At 70.7% G+C, this 18,902-nt stretch carries 16 protein-coding genes and 1 pseudogene; 4 read left to right on the top strand and 13 right to left on the bottom strand.

Annotated elements, in window-relative coordinates; all coding sequences use genetic code 11:
• Nucleotides 1–156 precede the first annotated feature (156 nt).
• From NR792_RS23160 to NR792_RS23135, 6 genes are all read right to left on the bottom strand, one after another.
• On the bottom strand, nt 157–927 hold the full coding sequence (locus tag NR792_RS23160) for a VOC family protein (protein WP_375754850.1): 771 nt from the start codon (nt 925–927) through the stop codon (nt 157–159).
• Nucleotides 928–1,040: 113 nt separating this feature from the next.
• Nucleotides 1,041–2,741 (bottom strand): DUF6311 domain-containing protein, encoded by a 1,701-nt coding sequence (locus NR792_RS23155; protein WP_375754849.1) that lies wholly within the window; start codon nt 2,739–2,741, stop codon nt 1,041–1,043.
• Between the two features lie 61 nt (nt 2,742–2,802).
• Complete coding sequence (locus NR792_RS23150; protein WP_375754848.1) at nt 2,803–4,101, bottom strand: hypothetical protein; 1,299 nt, start codon at nt 4,099–4,101, stop codon at nt 2,803–2,805.
• Between the two features lie 92 nt (nt 4,102–4,193).
• Nucleotides 4,194–5,930, bottom strand: coding sequence for a caspase family protein (locus NR792_RS23145; RefSeq protein ID WP_375754847.1), 1,737 nt, complete (start codon nt 5,928–5,930; stop codon nt 4,194–4,196).
• Entirely contained in the window at nt 5,927–6,727 is an 801-nt protein-coding gene (locus NR792_RS23140; protein ID WP_375754846.1) for a hypothetical protein, read from the bottom strand. The genes NR792_RS23145 and NR792_RS23140 overlap by 4 nt, the downstream gene beginning before the upstream one ends.
• Nucleotides 6,724–7,395 carry an RNA polymerase sigma factor gene (locus tag NR792_RS23135; RefSeq protein WP_375754845.1) on the bottom strand — a complete coding sequence of 224 codons (672 nt, stop codon included), beginning with the start codon at nt 7,393–7,395 and terminating at the stop codon, nt 6,724–6,726. The genes NR792_RS23140 and NR792_RS23135 overlap by 4 nt, the downstream gene beginning before the upstream one ends.
• A gap of 395 nt (nt 7,396–7,790) precedes the next feature.
• Between NR792_RS23135 and NR792_RS23130 the strand changes: the two genes are divergently transcribed.
• Entirely contained in the window at nt 7,791–9,359 is a 1,569-nt protein-coding gene (locus tag NR792_RS23130) for a hypothetical protein (RefSeq protein WP_375754844.1), read from the top strand.
• 54 nt (nt 9,360–9,413) lie between these two features.
• Nucleotides 9,414–10,145: a hypothetical protein gene (locus NR792_RS23125; RefSeq protein WP_375754843.1), complete on the top strand. Its 732-nt coding sequence runs from the start codon at nt 9,414–9,416 to the stop codon at nt 10,143–10,145.
• A gap of 6 nt (nt 10,146–10,151) precedes the next feature.
• Here NR792_RS23125 and NR792_RS23120 read toward each other — a convergent pair whose 3' ends face one another.
• The 4 genes and pseudogenes from NR792_RS23120 to NR792_RS23105 form a co-directional block, all read right to left on the bottom strand.
• Nucleotides 10,152–10,664: a hypothetical protein gene (locus tag NR792_RS23120; RefSeq protein WP_375761771.1), complete on the bottom strand. Its 513-nt coding sequence runs from the start codon at nt 10,662–10,664 to the stop codon at nt 10,152–10,154.
• Nucleotides 10,665–11,201: 537 nt separating this feature from the next.
• Nucleotides 11,202–11,981: pseudogene (locus NR792_RS23115) on the bottom strand (serine/threonine-protein kinase); the annotation flags it as partial.
• 104 nt (nt 11,982–12,085) lie between these two features.
• Nucleotides 12,086–13,018, bottom strand: coding sequence for a DUF2381 family protein (locus NR792_RS23110; protein ID WP_375754842.1), 933 nt, complete (start codon nt 13,016–13,018; stop codon nt 12,086–12,088).
• A gap of 144 nt (nt 13,019–13,162) precedes the next feature.
• Entirely contained in the window at nt 13,163–13,852 is a 690-nt protein-coding gene (locus NR792_RS23105; RefSeq protein ID WP_375754841.1) for a hypothetical protein, read from the bottom strand.
• Nucleotides 13,853–14,058: 206 nt separating this feature from the next.
• Between NR792_RS23105 and NR792_RS23100 the strand changes: the two genes are divergently transcribed.
• Nucleotides 14,059–14,712, top strand: a complete 654-nt coding sequence (locus tag NR792_RS23100) for a hypothetical protein (protein ID WP_375754840.1) — start codon at nt 14,059–14,061, stop codon at nt 14,710–14,712.
• A gap of 18 nt (nt 14,713–14,730) precedes the next feature.
• Here NR792_RS23100 and NR792_RS23095 read toward each other — a convergent pair whose 3' ends face one another.
• The 3 genes from NR792_RS23095 to NR792_RS23085 form a co-directional block, all read right to left on the bottom strand.
• Nucleotides 14,731–15,297: a head protein gene (locus NR792_RS23095; RefSeq protein WP_375754839.1), complete on the bottom strand. Its 567-nt coding sequence runs from the start codon at nt 15,295–15,297 to the stop codon at nt 14,731–14,733.
• Complete coding sequence (locus tag NR792_RS23090; RefSeq protein ID WP_375754838.1) at nt 15,294–15,632, bottom strand: hypothetical protein; 339 nt, start codon at nt 15,630–15,632, stop codon at nt 15,294–15,296. Before NR792_RS23090 ends, NR792_RS23095 begins: the two co-directional genes overlap by 4 nt.
• 103 nt (nt 15,633–15,735) lie before the next feature.
• Nucleotides 15,736–18,081 carry a lamin tail domain-containing protein gene (locus NR792_RS23085; RefSeq protein ID WP_375754837.1) on the bottom strand — a complete coding sequence of 782 codons (2,346 nt, stop codon included), beginning with the start codon at nt 18,079–18,081 and terminating at the stop codon, nt 15,736–15,738.
• A 242-nt stretch (nt 18,082–18,323) separates the two neighbouring features.
• Between NR792_RS23085 and NR792_RS23080 the strand changes: the two genes are divergently transcribed.
• Complete coding sequence (locus NR792_RS23080) at nt 18,324–18,839, top strand: transcriptional regulator (RefSeq protein ID WP_375754836.1); 516 nt, start codon at nt 18,324–18,326, stop codon at nt 18,837–18,839.
• Nucleotides 18,840–18,902 lie beyond the last annotated feature (63 nt).

The raw sequence follows: 18,902 nt of genomic DNA, 5'->3' as shown, positions 1-18,902 counted from the left end.
TCTCAAGGCTCGAATCGTTGGTGATCCTCCCTTCCCTTGCTGATCGGAGCTGGGTGAGTCATTGCCTGCGAATGGCACACTTTGGACCCGTGTGTGCATCCGGTTGCGTCATGAAGACTGCCGGATGCACACGGTGCCCAGCCCGGCGTGGGCCCGCTACTTCGCCGGTTGTGCCAGGGTGATGACGCCGAAGGCCGCGCCGCCGGGGTCGGCGACGATGGCGATGCGGCCGTAGGGGGAATCGAACGGCGGCATGATGACCTTGCCGCCCTTGGCGGTGACGGTGGCCGCGGCCTGGTCGGTGTTGGCCACGGCGAAGGTGACCATCCAGTGGGCCGGCACGTTGGCGGACGTCTTGTCATCCAGTTGCATCACGCCGGCCGTCTCCTGGCCGTCCTTCTTCAGGACCCAGTACTGCATCCGGTCATCCGGCATCTTGTCCGCCGTCATGCCGAAGAGGTCCTTGTAGAAGGCCACGGCCTTCGCGCCGTCGTGCGTCTTCCCCTCGTGCCAGGTCATGGCGCCGGGCTCGTTCACCAAGCCCGAGCCGGCGAACTGGTTCGGCTGCCAGAAGCCGAAGGGCGCGCCGGTGTTGTCCGCACAGAAGGCCATGCGCCCCGCGTCCATCACGTCCATGGGCTCCATCACCACGTTGCCGCCCAGCTCCTTCAGGCGGGCGACGGAGCGGTCCACGCTCTCCACGGCGAAGTAGGTGTTCCAGATGGGCGGGAAGGGCGCGTCGCTGGGACGCGGCATCAGCGCCGCCACCGGGTGGGCTCCCTTGAAGGCCATGGTGTAGTGGCCGTTCTCCTTCGAGCCCTCCTGGAACGTCCAGCCGAACAGCGCCCCGTAGAAGTCCTGGGCCTTCGTCAGGTCCCAGGCCATCAGGTCCACCCAGGACACCGTCCCCGCAGCGTGCTTCGTCATCGCAGGCATCGTCGCTCCCCTCGCAAGTAGCGGCCCCGGCGGCAGACCGGGGCTACCTGCAAGGTAACAGCGAGCGGGAGGGGGACTGAAAGGAATTTCAGTGCTGCTTTGTGTCAACGAATGGGCTGACGCGCGAGCCCCTGCGCGAACGCATCCGTGTTGCCCGCGACCACGCACACCGGCAGGCCCTCCACCGCGCCGCAGCGGGCGCCCGCGTCGAGGAAGGGACGCAGGTGCTCCGGCAGCACCACGTACGCGGTGCCCGCGTCCAGGCCGCCCGGAGGCAGCGGCGAGTGGCACTCCGCCGTCAGCGCCTCCGGCGTGCGCGACGCGTAGCCGCTGTTGAACGTGAGCTTCAGCCGGTACGCCTGATACGCCAGCGCGTTCACCAGCGGCTCGTCGTAGCGGCACACCCACTGCACATGCGGCGGGAAGAGGGCCAGGTGTTGATACGGGCCCTTCAGCGCGTCCCAGTCCGCGGACTTCAGCCGCTGGAAGCGCACGGGCTTGAACAGGGCGCTCTTCTCCTCGCGCACGTCGTACGCCTGCAGTGCCAGCGCCACCGCCAGCGCGGCCACGGCCACGGCGGGCACGTCGCGCCACAGGCGCACCATGAGCAGCACCGCGCCCACGACGAGCAGGTGGTGCAGCGGCCAGACGAAGCGGCCGGACGCGCGGAACGCGTTCGTCATCTTCGCCAGCGGCGCGTACAGCGCGCCCAGCTCCGCCACCGGCTGGCCCAGCCACGTCACGCGCGACGACAGCGCGTACACGGCCATGAGCAGGACCACCACGGCCGCGGGCAGCACCCGGCGCCAGTCCAGCGTGCGCGCTTCCCGCGGGCGCACCAGCAGGCTGGCGCAGGCCAGCACGACGAGCAGCAGCGCTCCCGCGCCCAGGTAGCCGAAGCCCTCGCCCTGCCGGGGCGCGGCGGGCAGGTCCGACAAGACGCGCGACCAGCCCATCGGGTTCACCAGCGTGGCCAGGTCCGCGGAGAACTCCCCGAAGCCCTCCGCGCCCAGCCCGCTGCCGCCGAAGTAGCCGAAGAGGGCGAACAGCACGACGTCCAGCGCCGCGATGCCCGCGACCGCCGCCGCGACGCGCGCGGGGCCGAGTTTCCGGCTCCAGCCGATTCGCACCCCGAGCGTCAGCGTCAGCGGCATCAGCATGGCCACCCAGTACGGATGGGTGCCGGACGCGATGGCGTTGAAGAGGGCCGCCAGGCCCAGGCTCCGCGTCGCGGCGCGCGCGTCCGGGAGGTCGCGCAGGTTGAGCCACAGCAGGGCCAGCAGCAGCCAGTGCGCGCACAGCGTGGGGTGGCTGAAGCGCGCCGCCATCACCGGCGACAGCGCCAGCAGCGTGCCGCCCAGCACCATGGGCACCGGACGTGGCGACACCGTCTCCACCAGCCGCGCGCCGAAGGAGCCCATCAGCGCGTAGCACAGGGCCAGCCACGGCCCGGTGTACTGGAAGTCCACGGGCAGCAGCGGCGCGAGGGGCTTGAACAGCAGCGCCAGCCACGGGTTGCCGTCCGTGAGCGCCACCGACGAGCCATACGGGTAGAAGTGGTTGGGCGCCGAGCCCAGGGGCAGCGTCCAGTCCGCGTTGCGGAAGAAGAGCCAGCCGAAGATGTGCGCGGCCCAGTCCTCGCGCATCATCCAGTCGATGTTCGTGGGCGGCAGCACCGGCCCGCCGCCCAGCCACAGGAACCAGCCCAGTCCGCCGAGCACCGCCAGCGCTCGCGCCACGGCGAGGGCCCGGTGGGAGGAGGCGGCGGGGAGCGGCGGACTCAGGGAGGGGACGGACTCGCTCAAGGCGCGGCGACTGTAGGCGCCGGCTTCCGCGCCCCGCAACCGCTCGCTTCCCGCACGGGCCTCACGGGCAGTAGCGCGCGTAGCGCATGCCGCGCGTCGTCTCCGTGCCGCCGTCCAGTGGGCGGTGGTAGTGCACGTAGGAGAAGCCCGCCTGCGCCCGGTTCTGGTCATCCGCGTCATCCACATGCAGCGCGGAGGGGCCGGGAAACGCGTTGCCACCGTCCCGCGTCTCCAGGACGAGCGGCGGCGTCGCGCCGTAGACGGACGTGCCGTACATCGACCGCACGACCAGCTGGCTGGTGCTCCCGTTTTCGTACGCGTGCACGTCCGCGTCATCCAGCAGGAAGTGGCGGATGTTCGGGAAGAGGGTGCTTCGCACCACCGCGGGGCCCCGGCTCAGGTAGGCCCCCAACCCGTACGACTTCCAGCCGCTGGCCTCCTTCGTCCACATCCAGGCCCCCTGCGTGCTGGAGCCCACCAGGGAGGGCTGTCCGGTCGCGTCCACCTCGAGTGCGATCCGGTAGCGCGGCGAGCTCAAGGGAAGCCACCAGTCCAGCCGCTCCTCGGTCCACGTCCCCGAAGCGTTGCTCGCGTACACGACCTGGTTCTCCGTGCCGTACGCGCGCACCAGCGCGATGTGGAGGTGCCCCGCGGCATCCACCACCATCCGCTCGCGGTCGCCCCGGGGGCCGATCTCCAGCGGCGTCAGCTCCCAGCTCCCCGTGGCGGAGCGGGTGCCGAGCAGGTAGCCCACCTGGGGGTAGGGCCGGCCGATGAGCAGGTACGGCGAGCCCTGGGCATCGAGGGCGAGCGCCGCGGACCAGCCCGTGACCAGCAGCTGCGACTGCCAGACCCCGCCGGTGTCGTGCGCGTAGCCCACGGTCGTGCCCTGCTGGAACACCAGGTGCCGCGTGCCGTCCGCGGCCAGCGCCATGGTCATGTCAAAGGGCAGCGTCACGCTCTCCACCCGCACCGGCACGTCGCCCGGCCGGGTGGTGCCCACGTGGAGACGCTCGTCCTTCGAATAGGCGTAGTGACCCACGCCCTGCGCGTCGAAGACGAACGCGGTGGTGATGTTGTCGATCCCCTCGTCCAGCACCCGCGTCGTCCAGCCCCGTGCGGCGCCGCACGTGCCCCCGTCCGAGCCCGCGTCGGGGAGCTCGCCTCCGTCGGGGCCTTCTGAGCCCGCGTCGGGGTGGGTCACCACCAGCTGCACGCAGGTGCCGGCGGCGCTCCGGGTCACCTGGCCCTGCCCAGGGCGGGAAACCCCATCCGTGCAGATGGGGTCGCAGCCGGTCAGCAGGACCGCGGCCACGGCGGCGCTCGACAGCGCGGTGTGCACGAGGAATGAACGGGACACGGGAGGACCGTCAGGGCTCGAGGTTGGCGCTCGCGGGCGCGACACCAGCGCACCCGCACGCGGACACGGCCGGGCCCGACGGCCCGCGTCCGCTAGCGCCGCAGTGAGATTTCCAGGCCGTACTGCGGATCCATGCCGGTCTGGCCGTTGGCCGTGACGCGGTCCACGCCCACCTGGGCCGACAGCCGCAGGGGCATGCCCCCAAGCCGCCCCATCACGCCCGCGGCCACGTGGCCGGTGAGCAGCGCGGGGTCCGCCTGACGGAAGCCCGGCGCCGTGAGGCCCAGGAGCCCCCACCCCAACCCCACCTCCGCGAACAGCGGCGTGCGCGCCGGGGCCTGCAACCCCAGCAGGCCCTCCACCGTGAAGCGGTGCAGCCGGATGCCGTCGCGGGCCGCCAGCGGCGTCACGCCGTACGCCCCGCGCACGCCGTAATAGAGCAGGTCCAGCGAGGACGACGGCGTGCGCCACGACAGGCTGGGCCCGGTGGCGAACTTCGCCAGCCCCAGCGGCGAGCGCCCCGCGCCCAGGCCCAGCTCCAGCTTCGACGTCCAGTCGGACGGCGCCGCCATCGTGGCCATTGGGGAGCGCGCCCCGCCGATGACGGGCGGCTGGAAGGGGCTGCTGAAGTCCACCGGCACCAGCCCCACGGCGGCGACGTACTCGTCGTAGAAGGACCGGTCCAGCGGCACGGCGAACAGGCCCCGGCGGAGCGCCTCCTCCGCGGGACCTCGCTCCTGCAGTTCACGCGGGCGCAGCTCCACCGTGCCGGAGGACAGCTGCGCCAGCGTCACGCGCGCCTCCGCGTTCGGCGTGCGCACCCAGTACACGTCGCGCGGCGGCAGGAGGATCTGCGTCCACTGCTGCGGCGAGCGCCGCACGTCCACCAGCCGCTGGCCCTCCGCGTCCTCCACGGAGAGGCGCGCGTACTCGAAGCCGGCGGGGAAGGTGACGGAAGGGCCCTCCGGCGCGGGGCCCACCAGCGGGCGGCGGGGCTGGGCCGTGGGCGCGAAGGCGTTGACGGACAGGCGCGCGGGCATGCCCTTCACGCCGTGCAGCGAGGCGGCCACGAACGCGGCCAGCTCGCTGTACTCCACCTGCCCGTCGCCGTTGATGTCCGCGCCGCCCAGCATGCCGGAGCGCGCCACGTGGCTGAAGACGCCCGCGCGGATGCGGGACCACTCGTGCGTCTCCCCGTCCTCGCTCTCCGCGAAGAGGGCGCCCACGTGCGGGCGCGACGCCAGTTGCTCGCGCGCGAGCACCCCGCGCAGCTCCGCCAGCACCGCCGCGTCCGGCGTGCCGCCGCGGCTGCCCACCACGCCGGAGGCGCGGCACGCGTCCGCGATGACGTGCACGTAGTCCGCGCCCAGCGGATCCACGACCTCCGTGTAGAGGCTGGTCCGGTCCAGGCGCGAGTCGGCGAGCGTGAAGTAGGCGCGGCCCGCGTCGTCCGTGTTGCCGTGGCCCACGTAGACGATGAGCACGTCCGTCTGGCGGCCCGCCGCGTGGTCCGCGAGCGCCGCGGCCTGCAGGTGCTTCACCGCCTGCTCCACCGCGGCGCGCGTGGGGGCCCGCGCGGACTTCAGCACCCGGCTGCCGCCCTTGCGCGTGGGTTCGTCCGGATCCACGAGCAGCGTGGTCTCCACGCCCAGCCGCTTGAGCGTCTCCGCCCACAGCACGCCGTCGTCGTCCGCGTAGCGCAGCGGGGCGAGCGCCGGGTCGTCACTGCCGTTGTGGGCGATGACGAGCGCGCGCCGAACGGTGTCCGCGAATGCCTCCGGAGCCGCCAACAGCAGGGCCGCTCCCAGGAGCACTTCCAGCTTCTTCATGGAGAATCCTTTACCCGGACCTCCTGCCTGAGCACCACCACCCCCTCCGTCGTCCCGCCGCGCAAGGCCGCCAGGGTGGCGTCCGGGTGCTCGGAGAACGTCGCGGTGATTTCCGCCATATCGGAGCCCGAGGGCAGCGCGACCGTCAGCTCCAGGGGGCGCTCCTCACCCGCCTTTCCACTGAGCGCGAAGGGGCCGTTGACCTCCTCGTGGCCGCCGGCGCGGACGCGCACCGCGACGTGGGTGTAGGGAGGACGGGCACCCGCCGCGAAGGCGAGCGTGGCGCCCGGGGTGCACGCCGTGCCGGTGCGCAGCTCGCGCAGGGACTGGCCCGGCGCCGCGCAGAAGACGCGCAGGACGGGCTGGGCCAGCGGCGCGGGGGGCGGGGTGGGGTCATGCACGGCCCCCCGCGGGCTCCACTCGGGTTCAGCGGGTTCGGTGGGGGCGGTGGGGCCCACGGACTCGGGCGTCACCACCACCGCCAGGAAGAGGGCCGCGAGCGTGGCGCCGAGCACCGCCAGGGTGGGCCACCGCGCGGGGGCGGTGTCCGCGGGGGCGGCGGCGGTGAGGGCGGCCTCCAGCCCCGCGGCGGTGAGCGTCTCCAGCTCCGTGGAGGTGGGCGTGTCCGTCTGGCCGGACTCGAAGACGCGGTGGGCGCGGGCCCACTTGTCGTAGCGGGTGCCGCAGCGGGCGCAGGCGTGGGCGTGGCGCAAGAGCCGCGAGGATTCGGGGGCGGACAGCTCCCCCAGGGACCAGCGCGTCAGTCCCGCGTCCACATGTCGCTCGTACCACTTCATGGGAGGCTCCCGAATGGGATGGCGCACAGCAGGGCCAGGGTGGCCAGCAGGGCGCCCAGCTGCAGGCGTCCCGGGACGACGTCACTGTCCAACCAGCCCGAGTCCTTCAGGTGTTCGGTGAACTGCAGCCGCAGGCGGCGCTCGCGCACCCGCACCTCGCCGCGGGTGAGCTTCAGCTGGTCGGCGGCGGACTCCTGGGACAGGCCGTCCATGAAGCGCAGCTGCGCCAGGGCGCGCCCTTCCGCGGGCAGGGCCTCCAGGAAGCGGCGCACGATGGAGCGGACCTCGGCGCCCAGGGCCTCTTCCTCCGGGCTCTTGCCCTCGGTGGGGGCGTGCACGAGCTCCGGCGCGTCATCCAGCGGGATGGCCTCGCGGGCCACGCGGCCGGAGGCGCGCATCAGGTCAATGGCGGTGGAGCGGGCGACGGTGAGCAGGAAGCCCAGGTAGGGGCGCACGCCGTCGTAGGCCTGGCGCATGTGGGGGCGGAAGGCCCGGACGAACGTCTCCTGGTGCGCCGCGTCCAGGTCCAGGGGCGTGAGCGCGACGGAGCGCGTGCCCGTCTCCGAGTGCACGGAGAAGCGCCGGGACAGGTAGCGGAGCACTTCGGGTGAATAGGTGCGGTAGACCTGGGTGAGCACCGCGGTGTCACCCCGGCGGAAGGCCTCCAAGACTGACCGCTCGGTTCCTGGCAGCACGCGGAAGGCTCCGTCCCGGGTAGGTGGCCCCGCCGGGCCCCGTGCCCGGCCCTCCCGGGCCCCTTCTGGAAATGAGATACGAAATGACCTGGAAAATCGGGTCGTCGCCACACGCACGGCGCGCGTTTTATTGAGCCCGGGCCCTGGGGTTGTTGCGAACCCGGGAGGCGGACTCCGGGGCCAGGGGCCGCGGGTTCGAATCCTGCATTGAGCGGTGGGACGTTCGCGGAAGCAGGGGCGGCTGACCTGTGGCCCTGCTCGCGGACAAAAAATGGAGGCCGAGACCCACAGGGATGAACGGCTCCCGGGCGGGGACGGCCTCCGTAGAGAGGGCGGTCAAGCGACCTGCTCGAAAAATAGGACGCTCGGTGCTTGAAGGCAAGGACAGCTCACAGCTGGTGGCGGCACGTCTGCTGGAGTTCTTCGCGGCTTGGACCGCCTGGTTCCGGGGACTCTGGGAAGTGGGAACGGTGCTCAGCCTCCGCGAGTTGCTGGAGGCGGTGGAGGCTGTCCCGGCGGGCGTCCTCTCCGACAAGGCGGTCGAGTGGCTGGCGAGTGAGTTGTCCCGAGCCCTGGGCCCGGATGAAGGCATCGCACCGCAGTCCCGGAGCCTGCTGCAGCGGCTGCTCGGCTCGCCGTTGAGGCCGCGCTCAGGGGAGCTGCCCGCGGTGCACCGTCTCACCGAGGAGATTGAGGCGTCGTACCTGTCCCGCTGGGCCGGACAGCTCGCACTGGGCATCCCGGTGAAACCGGAGCGGGTGGCCCGCGCCGTCGCTTCTCATCTGCTGGATGCGGGGTTCAGCCCTGACTTCCTCCATCGTTGGCTGACGTACCGGCTCGTCCATTCCACGCAGACCTATCGTCTGTCGGAGTTGCTGGAGGAGGCGCATGCCCTGGCCCGCACACAGCCCTCGCGCTTCCAGGTCCTTCTGACCGTGCACAACGCGCTGGGCCTCCAGGGGGCTCCCCCGCGCGAATGGTGTGATGCGCCCACGGTTTCGAAGTGGCTCATCACGAATGGCTTCGACGCCACCCATGTCCGGCAGGGCGGAGGCTGGCTGCTGACGGTTCAAGCCCGCGATGCCTTCTCCGCGGCGGAGCGGGCCTCGGAGACGGTGGAGAAGCTGACCGCCCGGCTTCTCATCGGAACAGGCCAGCAGATGCGGCCTGGAGAGCACGCGTACGTCGAAGGCATCCGGCAGCCGCTGCCGCTGCGTCGACACCGGCGGGTCGAGGTCCGCAGTCTGGAGCGTCAGGACCAGCTCTTCGCGTCCGGGCCTCCCAGCCGGGTCGACGCGGCCTTCGAACTGCTGGGGCAGTTGGACGCGCCCGCCGTGGTCGCAGTGGCCGCGGGCTGGGCCGCCATCGAAGCGTTGCTGGTCGCGCCCGAGGATGGCCAGAAGTCACCTGCCGGTGACCGGTTGGCTTCCCTGGTGGCGTGCTCGTTCCCAAGGGCGGAGCTGACATTGCTGGCGTCCCTGCAGGGCCGGAGCAGTGCCAGCCCCCTCCAGGCGCAGCTCCTGCGGTGCGTGAGCAGTCACGAACGTGCGGCCCTGATGGGAGCAGCCATCCGACAAGGTCAGCCGCTCTCCTGGGCAGAGCCTGTCTGGAGCCACCGGGCGGCGGTCGCACGCATGGATGGACTGCTCAAGGAGCCTCGCAAGAAGCTGAAGGACGTGGAGGGCTATGCGGTGCGGGCATTTCGCCGGCTCTATCGCCAGCGCAACCTGGTGCTGCACGGTGGGCAGACGAACGCGGTCGCGCTCCGCGCCAGCCTGCGGACGGCGGCGCCGTTGATTGGTGCTGGCATCGACCGCATCGCGCATGCCTGGTTCCGTCATGGGGTTCAGCCGCTCGAGCTGGCGGTGAAGGCCCGGCATCGGCTGGACCTGCTGGAGCCCAGGGAGCCCATGGCGCTCCTCGACCTGCTGGAATAGCGGCGCGAAAGCCTTGAGCGTTTCACCTGCTCACCTCCGTGCGACATTGGGACCATGTCCCTGGTCGTGCGGGAGCAGGCCTCCAGCTCCGGCGTGCGGTCTTCGGAGGCGGACACGCTGGAGCTGTTCCGCCTCACCCACCTGGGAAAGCGCGACGGGTGGGCGGAGGCGGTGGCGCTGCTCGTCGCGGCCGTGGACGTCATCGCGGTGTCAGGGATCCTGGGTGCCCTGGCGAGGCCGGACAACGCCTGGATCGTCCCGCTCTCGGCGGTGCTTCTGTCGGTGACGGGCGTGGCCGCGGGCTACTACCTGGGCAGGCCCTGGGCCCGGCAGGCGCTGCTCATCACCCCGGCGGTGCTGACGGTCATCGGCTGGATGAAGTGGGGCGAGGACGCGAGGCCCGTGCTGTTGATGGCGTTCCTCTTCTTCACGGACTGCGCGCTCTTCGCCCATCGCAGCGCGCGCAACCAGCTCTTCTTCCAGCGGGACGTCCCTCGTCCGGTGCTGGAGCGCTATCGGGCACGGCAGCGGGACAACCCCCTCGCGCACCATGCGCTGCACTTGGGTCTGGCCGCGCTGATCACGCCCCTGTTCGCGCCGCTCGCCATCTTCTGTGGCGTGTCGGCGCTCCGGCGCGTGGACCGGAAGGCACAGCCCCCTGTCGGCCGTGCGGTGCTGGCGTTCGGGGGGCTCGTGCTGGGGAGCGCGGTCCTGCTGCTGTGGTACTTCCAGGGGCTTGAGCTCTACATCACCCTGACGCGCCTGCTGCGCGACCTGCCGCCATGAGGCCCGCTACGGGAACGCGTCCACCACGGTGTAGCCCACGCTCCGGGGAAGGAGCGCTGCACCGGGCTTGGAGCCCGGGGCCTTGGGCCACCGGCCGTCACTGTTCCCGAGGACGAAGCAGACCGGGTAGGTTCGGCCGTCAGGCGTCTCCGCCCGGGTGTAGCGACCCACCACCTCCGCTCCCCCCGTCCACATCCGTCCGTAGAGCAGGGTCCCTTCCGGAAGCCCGCCGTGCTTTTCCTCCAGGACGCTGACGATGTCTCCCTCGCCCACGGTGACCAACTCGGCATCCGGACGGAAGGGGTAGCGGATGTCGAGCGTGATGGCCGCCTTTCCATCCCGCCGCAGCTTCAGTGCCTTCATCGCATCCAGGGCCTCGGTGGGGCAGCGTTGGGGCTTCGGCACCACCTGCGCACCCGCGCAAGCGATGAGGGTCGATGCCGCACCGACAGCCAACGTGCAGCCTCGCGCCAGCGAGTGGCCGCGGACCGGGCGGTCCTGCTTCAAGGGAATGCTCATGGCTTCCTTCTCCAGCGGAAGCGGCGCGGGGAAGGGAGGGGCCGCTCCGGACGCGGCAGCTTGGTCGGGCTCAGGTACTCGCGCCACGGGAGGCGTGGCGGGACGTGCTGGCACAGCGACGTCGGCCTTCGAGAAGACTCCCAGGCTCCAGCCCAGCCACACCATGGCCATTGCGTAGGCGAGCCAGGCTGCCCCCCGACGCCCCAGGGCCCGCAGCATCCTGCGGCGGCGCACCGGGCTCGCGGCGAGGATGGCCCGGGCTTCCATCCGGGCGACATGGCCGGGGACCCGCCGACGTAGCTCGCGTGCATCGCGAAGGCGCTGGAGCCGGTCCAGGCGCTGGAGGCGCGCGTGTTGGAGCGCCACCTCCTGACCTGGAGCCACGGGCCCCGCCATTCCGGGCGCTTCTTGGGTCGTGCGTGAGGACGCAGAGGGCGGTGTGACCCAGTCGAACAGGGGCAGGTCCCAGGTTGAATCCGCATGGGCCAGGACCTGATGCAGTTCGGAGGCCAGCGCGGCTGCGCTCGGAGGCCGTGCTTCGGGCGAGAACGCGAGCAGGCGCGTGACGAGCGATGCCAGCGCTTCCGGCACGCGCGGGTTGGGCCATGCGCGTGCCGGTCCCTCTCCAGCCAGCGGGAGCGCTGGATAGGCGTCGGTCAGCAGTCGGTGGAAGGTGACGCCCACGGCGTACAGCTCATCCGCAACGCCGTAGCGAGGAGCCTTTTGTGCCTGCCTTGAAGGCGCTTCCATCCGCCATCGGTGAAGCTGCGGGCTGAAGTAGTGCGCTGTTCCGGGAGGAAGTTGGCCCGTTCCGGTGAGGGGCGCAGCCTCGGGATGCCAGCCCGCCCCCCAATCCAGGAGGGTGAGCCGTCCACCGGGCTGGACGCGGAGATTGTCTCCCTTGAAGTCACGGTGCAGGACGCCGTGCTGGTGCGCGAAGGTCAGGACCTCCGCGGCCTGGATGAACAGTGCGCCCACCTCGCGAGCCGTGGGATTGCGAGCGCGGGCCCACGCATCAAGCGACTCGCCTTCCACGTGCTCCATGACCAGGAAGGGATGGTTCTCGGAGCCCGGCCGCCAGTTGCCAGAGGCCACGAAGCGAGGCACTCCCGGATGCCGCAAGCGGGACAGCACTTCCGCTTCGCGTGAGAACCAGGGGCTGTCGGGTTGGCGAGCGAGCTTCAGGGCGTACCGCCTGCCGCGAGGACGACGCTTCGCGTGCACGACGTAGACCGTGCCGTATCCGCCTGCCGCCACTCGTTGGATGACCCGCCAGTCTCCGATGGGCGTGCCAGCAGGAAGCGCATCCACCACCATCAGCAGCACGGAAGGAAGGGGAGGGCGGAAGGCCTTCTGGGCAGGCTTCGTGGAGGCGTGACGCATCCTTCCCGCGTGCTCGCCGGGCATTGTCTCATGGGAACTCATGGCGCCACCTGCTCCCAGCGCACGCCGCGTTCGCCCTTCGCGTCCAGCAGCTCCAACGTGAAGTCCGTGCCCGCGGGCAGGTCCGGAGGCACATGCCATTCCACCACCACGGTGGCTCGCTCTCCGGGCGCCAGTTGCTTCACCTGCATGAGCAGGGGGAACTCACGGACCGGCATTCCGCGCGCGTTGGGCCCGTTCGGTGTCATCCGGGCGAAGCCCGGGATCCAGGGGGCTGCCCCCGCGGAGTTGAGCAGTGAGGTCGACAGGGCTCGGGTGCTCGCCGTCCTGTAGAGCACGTGGGGGCCTTTGGCGGTCATGTCCATGCTCAAGGGAAGTTCCGGCAGGTAGTCCACCGCGACACCTTCACGGGTGATCACCCCCATCAACACCGCGCCGCCCAGTCCACTGTGTGCGCACTGCGCACGCAGCGTCGCGAGCCCCGCTTCGGTGACTGCGCACCGGGCCCGCAGGTCCGCGAGCTCCTTCCCCAGGTCCTGCGCGGTGCGCCCCTGCCGGAACACCTCCACCTGTGAATCCACCTCCGCCTCCACGGTCGTGAGCACGAACCCCACCCGCGCCGGAGCGCCCGGCCCCGCGAAGCGCACGGTGAGCACGGGCTCCTTCCCGGCGGGGATGTCCATGGATGCCTTGAGCACGAGAACGTCCTCATGCACCGCCACGCGCGAGAAGAAGGGCGCGAGCACGCTCCGGTCCACGGACTCCGGAACGATGGGCGCATCGAAGGTGACGGTGGTCACCTCCTGGGCGGCGACACGCAGCGGAAGCAGCACCGGAGGCTCCTCCGCGCGCAGCGTGAGCTGCCGGGCCTTGCGCTCCCTCACCGCGAGAGTCCGGGACTGCGCGACCGCCGTGGTGCCCATCAGGACCGTCAGCACCAGGGGAATGACCGAAGTGGACAGCGACATCATGGGTCACCTCCATCCTTCAAACCTAACAGATAGGGGTGACACGCATGGGAGTCGGCAGGCAAAGCCCTACTCTGCGGTGGTCCCGCCCGACGCAATCCCAACCTGTCCGACTGTCGGACAGGTTCGTGCGATGCGCCGCTGGTGCTACGAGCGCCGGCCCGTCTTCCGGGCGAAGTACTCGCGGTTGAACGTCCCGAGTCCCCACATGCGCGGGTCGTCCGGATGCTCCAGCTTCGCCAGGGACTCGTCGCTCTGCTCCCCCAGCCAGCGGATGAACTCATCCCGCGAGGCGAAGGTCTGCTGCGCCTGGGAGTCCCCCTGGATGTACCGGAGGCCCCGCGCGTACGTGCCCTCCCCGGACCGCCACAGCGCGCGGGACACGCCTTCGCGAGGATCCACGGTGAGGGACAGGTCCGCTCCCGCGTCCAGCATCTCCGCCACCCGCTGCGCCAGCGCGCGTCCGTAGCGCCGTGAATCGAAGTGGGCCTCCGCCCGGGCCTGCTCCCGTGCGTCGTGCTGTCGCTGGGCTTCATCCATCCACCGGATGCGCGCTGGACCCGCTGCCTCGCAGACGATGGACAGCGCGACGTCCCCCCGCCCGGGCGCTGACGCGTGATACCGCTTCATCAGTCCCTGGACCTGGGCACGAGGGGCCTCCGGCAGGGAACCGAAGCTCAGCGCTCCATCCGGCGCCGTGAAGATCAGCGTGTCGTCATGAAGCGTTCCCTGGTGCTTCAAGGACGCGGACAGCTCGATGCGGGTCAGCCCACGGGCCTGGAGCTCGGCACGCAGCCAGCGGACGGCTTCGGAGTCTTCGGTCAGCAGGGAGGACATGGCTTGGGCCGGCACTCTCGCATGGCGTGCCCTGCCATGGCCCGCATCGAAAGACTGACATTCCTGTCGCGCTTCCGGGCCATTCCCACGCGCCACGCCCCTCGAAGCCGGGGCGCCCGCATCAGGGAACCCTGGCCGCGGGCTTGCAGTGCGTGGCGCGGTCAACTCCCACCGCCGTCGCATGACGGCCCTTCTCCCTGGACGACATGACTGCTCGACACTTCATCGCATCGCTGGCGCTGACCTCCTGCCTGGGCGCCCTGCCGGCCGTGGCCCAGGAGTCCTCGGACTCCGGGCTCGCGCTGGGCGTGCGCGGCGCCTTCGGCATTCCGGTCGGCGACTCCATGACCGACACCTCCATGGACAACACCTTCGGCAGCACCGTGGCGCCGCAGGTGGACCTCACGTACTTCTTCACCCGGCAGCTCTCGCTCGGCGGCTACTTCCAGTACGGCTTCGCGTCCGGGCCCAATGACGACTGCGTGGACGGCGTGAAGTGCAAGAGCAAGGTGATGCGGTTCGGCATCGACCTGGACTACCACTTCCGGCCGGACGGCTTCGTCTCGCCCTGGGTGGGCGTGGGCGTGGGCTACGAAATCGGGACGGCGGAGACGGGCGAAGGGGCGACGCGCATCTGGGGGAAGCTGGAGGGCTATGACCTGGGGCACGCCCACTTCGGCGTGGACCTCCAGCTCACCCGCTCCATCGCCGTGGGCCCCTACATCTCCGCGTCCGTGGGGCAGTACACGAAGTTCTCCGCGAGCCTGGGAGACCTCCGGGCTGACCGCGACCTCACCGACGACGAGAAGCAGATCCACGTCTGGATCCAGCCGGGCGTGCGCGTGCAGTTCCGGCTGTAGTCCACACCGCCGTGGCCCTCACGTCTTGGGCGAAGGAGGCGTGGGGGCGGGCAGGGGATAGAGGACGCGGTAGTCGATGCGGTGGTGATAGGCGGCCAGATACGGCGCCCCTGCGATGTCGATGACCACCTGTTGGGGCGGCGCGGGCTGCTGGTTCATCCACGCCTCCGCCTCCTCCTTCGTGGCGAAGGACAGGCCCGAAGGCGGGCGCCGCTCGTTCGCCATCTCCTGGAGGTACTGCTCCAGGATGGGGGGCATGAAGACCAGCTGGGTTCGCCCCGTGGCTGGAACGAACATGGCGGAGTAGTAGTCGTCTCCAATCAGCACGCGCGCCGAATCAACTGGGGGCGTCCGCGCGTTCATGCCGACTTCCGCCTCCTCTTGGGTCTTGAACCGGGCGATGACCAGCGGAGGCGCGGAGGCAGCCTGGCTTCGGACATATGCTTCAAACTCGGTGCCCTGGCCGGTGCCCAGGATGAAGTAGATGGCATCCATTGCGAAGAGGTAGGCCTGCTGCTCTTCCTCGGAGGTGCTCTCCGAGGAGTGCCGTCCCAGCACCTCCAACTTGTCGAAGAAGTGCATCATGGTGCGCTCTCCACCAGGTGTTGTGCTGGGGCCACGGATGACGTCGTGAGAAGCAGCGCGGGCGCGAGCACGATGAGCCCCGCGCCCGCTGAGACGACGACAAACGCGACCCCTGCGATGACCACCACGCTGCCCACCAGGATGGCCCGTTGGTTGCGCCGGGCCCATTCAGAGACCGCATCCAGGGATGAAAGCTCCTGGGGCTGGAGCTTTTCGAGTGCGATGCAATCCAGGTAGGGCTGGGTGCAGCGGCGGGTGCAATACTCCTCCTTGCCCCCAAGCCCGGGCCGCTTCGTGATGTGACGGAAGTCGCTCGACAGTGGGCCGCGAGCCACACACACAACGCCACGGCCGTGACGCCCCGTCCCACCTGACGCCAGACATGCATCCGTCCACCCAAGCAGAACCCCGGGTGGAAGTCATGTCACCGCGGTCCGCTCAGAACGCGTTGCCGTTCGCGCGGGAGCCCGGGGTCGACGTGTAGAGGTAGCCGCCCACTTCGTAGCAGAGGCCCCAGGTCCCCGTGGCGCTCGTGTCCGGCGAACGGTTGAACGAATAGCCCTGGTACACGGGGACGTCGGACGTCAGGTACGAGTGGCTGTCCTGCAGCGTGCCGTCCGCGCGCACCAGGTACACCGCGTCGCCCGCGCCGTTCTGGTTGAGGCCCCGGTCGAACCGCAGCCCGTAGCCGTTGTTGTTCGCGTACGTCGCGTACTGCGCCCCCACCGGCACCGCGGACGCGCCCGAGTACACCACGTAGGCCTTGCCCGACGGCAGCACCGTGCCCGGCACGAACGTGTGCCGCGCCGCCTCCACGCCCGAGTACGACTTCGCGTCGTGGATCTTCCAGCCGCTCAGGTCCACCGCCGTCGCCCCCGCGTTGTAGATCTCCACGAACTGCTGGTCGTAGTCCGGCGTCGTCCCGCCGCTGGCCGGCGGATAGGGCTGCGGCAGGTACTCGTTGATGAACACCGTCTGCGTCGGCCGCGTCAGCGTGAACGCCCCGTCGCTCACGTCCGCCACGTCCGCGCGCGCCGAGTCCGCCACCCGCACCCGCGCGGACGAGGAGGACTCGCTCGGCACCGTCCACGTGTAGCGCCCGCTGGACGCCGCCACGTTCGACGCCACCGTGCGCCACACCGTCCCGTCCAGCGTGTACGTGATGGTCACCTGCGCCACGTTGCTCGACGTCCAGGTGATGCTGAACGTACTGCCCGCCTGCAGCGTCTCACCGCCGTTGGGCGCCGTGACCTTCACGCTGCCCGCCTGCGAGGCCACGCCGAAGTTGAACTGGCTGAAGATGGGGTAGTGGTCCGACGTGGTGCTCCTGTAGCTGACGATGCTCGGCCTGAGCACCTTCGTGGAGTTCGCCACGTAGTAGGCCGCCAGCTCGTTCGTCACCAGCTGGTGGTCGATGAACTGGCTGTTGCTCACCGTCGAGCGCTCACCGGACTCCGACAGCGGCTGGGTGAGGAACTTGTACCGCGTGGGGTCGTTCACCAGGTCCGCGTAGGGCGACGCGTACGGCGTGTAGATGGACGCGTCCACGTCGTCGTTCCAGTCACCCAGCACCATCACGTTCTGCGTCGGCAGGGTCGTGTCCAGGTAGTTCTTGAGGCACGCCGCCGCGCCCTGGCGCCGCAGGTACGAATCCGAGTCCGCGAACGCCTTCATGTGCAGCACCATCACCGTCAGGTCCACCTTCGCGCCACCGCGGATCACCTTCAGGTCCGCGCGGAAGGGCGGCCGGTAGGCGAAGTCCTGCGCGCACTCCGTCAGCACGACGCCCGAGCTCACCAGCTCCACCGCGTCCGTCTTGTAGAGCAGGCCCACCTTCTGGTCCGCGGAGCCGTAGTAGTAGCCGCTGGCGAGCAGGCCGCTGTAGCCGGAGAGCCCCGCCTTCAGCGAGTTGAACGCGTCCACGCCGACGATCTCCGCCACGCCCAGCACGTCCGGCCCCGCGTCCGCGATGATGGCCGTCGCGTTCGACAGCTGCAGCGCCTCGTCGCCCGGGCCGTTGCCCGGCGTCGTGTCGCCGAACCACTCGATGTTCCAGTTGCCCACCTTCAAGCCCACCGTCGGCTGCGTCCCGCCGTCCGTCGGCTGCGTGCCTCCGTCCGTCTTCGTCCCGCCGTCCGTCACCGGACCGCCGTCGGGCAGCTGCCCGGACGACGTGCGCACGGGCACCCGGATGACCGCCTCCGCGTGGGCGCCGTTGGCGTCCTCCACCCGCACCGTGAACTCGAACAGCGCCGAAACCCACGGCGTGCCCGTCAGCAGCCCGTCCTCCGTCAGCGTCAGGCCGTCCGGAATCGCCCCGCCCACCTGCGACCAGGTCAGGGGCGGCGTCCCGCCCGTGGAGGTGAAGGTGAAGGTGTAGGCGCTGCCCTCGGTCGCGGCCGGCAGCGGCGACACCGTGGCGATGACCGGCGCCGGCCACACGCGCAACGCATAGCCCCGCGTGTGCTGGGCGCCCTTCGCGTCGCGCACGCCCACCTTCAGCGTCCACTCGCCGGCCGTCGTCGCGGGCCCCACCAGCCGCCCGGTGTCTCCATAGAAGGAGAAGCCCGGCGGCAGCTGGTCCACCGAATACGTCAGCGGCGCCGTGCCGCCTGACGCCGTCAGCACCTTCTCGAAGGCGGCGCCCACCGTGGCCGCCGGCAGCTCCACCTGGGGCATCACCGGCCCCGCCGACCCCGGCTCCTCGGAACCACAGGCGGACAGCGCGACGACGGACGTGACGAGGACGAGCGACGCGAACGCTCGAAGGGACCGGGACGACATAAGGGAACGCTCCAGCACCGGGCCCGCCCCAACGCGGCCATCCCGGAAGAGGGCACGCACCTTAACGTGTCTGCCATCCGACTGTCGCCAGCCCCCCCGCTTGCACCCCGGCGGAGCGCCTGACGCACTGCCACATGGCAATCGATGGCGCGGTCCGCCGTCCTACACGGACAGCGCGGAAGGCTTTGCGCCCGGTCCGCGCGTGCAGTTGGATGGGTTCGAGCAGACGGAGGAGATGCGTCATGGCCGAGAAGTGGGACAGGCAGTTGATGGACTTCCTCAAGCGCACCGGCGAGGACCTCAAGCGCACCACGGACGACCTCCGCGGCGAGGCCGAGCGCCTCCTCAAGGAAGTGAAGGACCCGGAGAAGCAGGCCAAGGTGAAGGAAGGCCTGGTGCAGCTGCGCACCTGGGCCGCCGCCACCACCAAGACGGCCGCGGAGAAGATTGAAACCGCCGTGCGCCGCGTGGAGACCTCCGTCGAGGAGGCCTTCAAGCCCGGCTCCGGCGCCCAAACCGCCTCCCCCCCCCCTCCGCCCGGCGACGCCGCCAGGGCCCCCAGGGCCGCCCCGGCGCAGGAGGCCGCCCCCAGCCGCCCGGCCCGCGCGAAGACCGCCGACAAGCCGAAGGCCGCCGACAAGTCCATCGGTCGCAAGAAGACCGCGGGCGCTCCCGCCGCCCCCAAGGGCGCCCGGGCCGCGAAGAAATCGGCTTCCAAGAAAACGTTGGGCCGCAAGAAACCCGCGCCCGGGGCGTGAAGTTCCGCTCCCCATGAAGTCGCGCCTGCCCGCACTCCGGGCGCGCGCGGCCTTCTCCGGTCC

The sequence above is a fragment of the Corallococcus exercitus genome (assembly GCF_042231735.1).
GTDB lineage: Bacteria > Myxococcota > Myxococcia > Myxococcales > Myxococcaceae > Corallococcus > Corallococcus exercitus_B.
The sequence above is the reverse complement of the archived record's forward strand: the minus strand, read 5'-3'. Positions and strand labels throughout refer to the sequence as shown.

Coding starts and splice junctions, on each gene's coding strand:
- NR792_RS23100 (WP_375754840.1), top strand. CDS start 14,059: ATGACTGCTCGACACTTCATCGCATCGCTGGCGCTGACCTCCTGCCTG.
- NR792_RS23160 (WP_375754850.1), bottom strand. CDS start 927: ATGACGAAGCACGCTGCGGGGACGGTGTCCTGGGTGGACCTGATGGCC.
- NR792_RS23105 (WP_375754841.1), bottom strand. CDS start 13,852: ATGTCCTCCCTGCTGACCGAAGACTCCGAAGCCGTCCGCTGGCTGCGT.
- NR792_RS23080 (WP_375754836.1), top strand. CDS start 18,324: ATGGCCGAGAAGTGGGACAGGCAGTTGATGGACTTCCTCAAGCGCACC.
- NR792_RS23125 (WP_375754843.1), top strand. CDS start 9,414: ATGTCCCTGGTCGTGCGGGAGCAGGCCTCCAGCTCCGGCGTGCGGTCT.
- NR792_RS23110 (WP_375754842.1), bottom strand. CDS start 13,018: ATGATGTCGCTGTCCACTTCGGTCATTCCCCTGGTGCTGACGGTCCTG.
- NR792_RS23085 (WP_375754837.1), bottom strand. CDS start 18,081: ATGTCGTCCCGGTCCCTTCGAGCGTTCGCGTCGCTCGTCCTCGTCACG.
- NR792_RS23120 (WP_375761771.1), bottom strand. CDS start 10,664: ATGAGCATTCCCTTGAAGCAGGACCGCCCGGTCCGCGGCCACTCGCTG.
- NR792_RS23145 (WP_375754847.1), bottom strand. CDS start 5,930: ATGAAGAAGCTGGAAGTGCTCCTGGGAGCGGCCCTGCTGTTGGCGGCT.
- NR792_RS23095 (WP_375754839.1), bottom strand. CDS start 15,297: ATGATGCACTTCTTCGACAAGTTGGAGGTGCTGGGACGGCACTCCTCG.
- NR792_RS23140 (WP_375754846.1), bottom strand. CDS start 6,727: ATGAAGTGGTACGAGCGACATGTGGACGCGGGACTGACGCGCTGGTCC.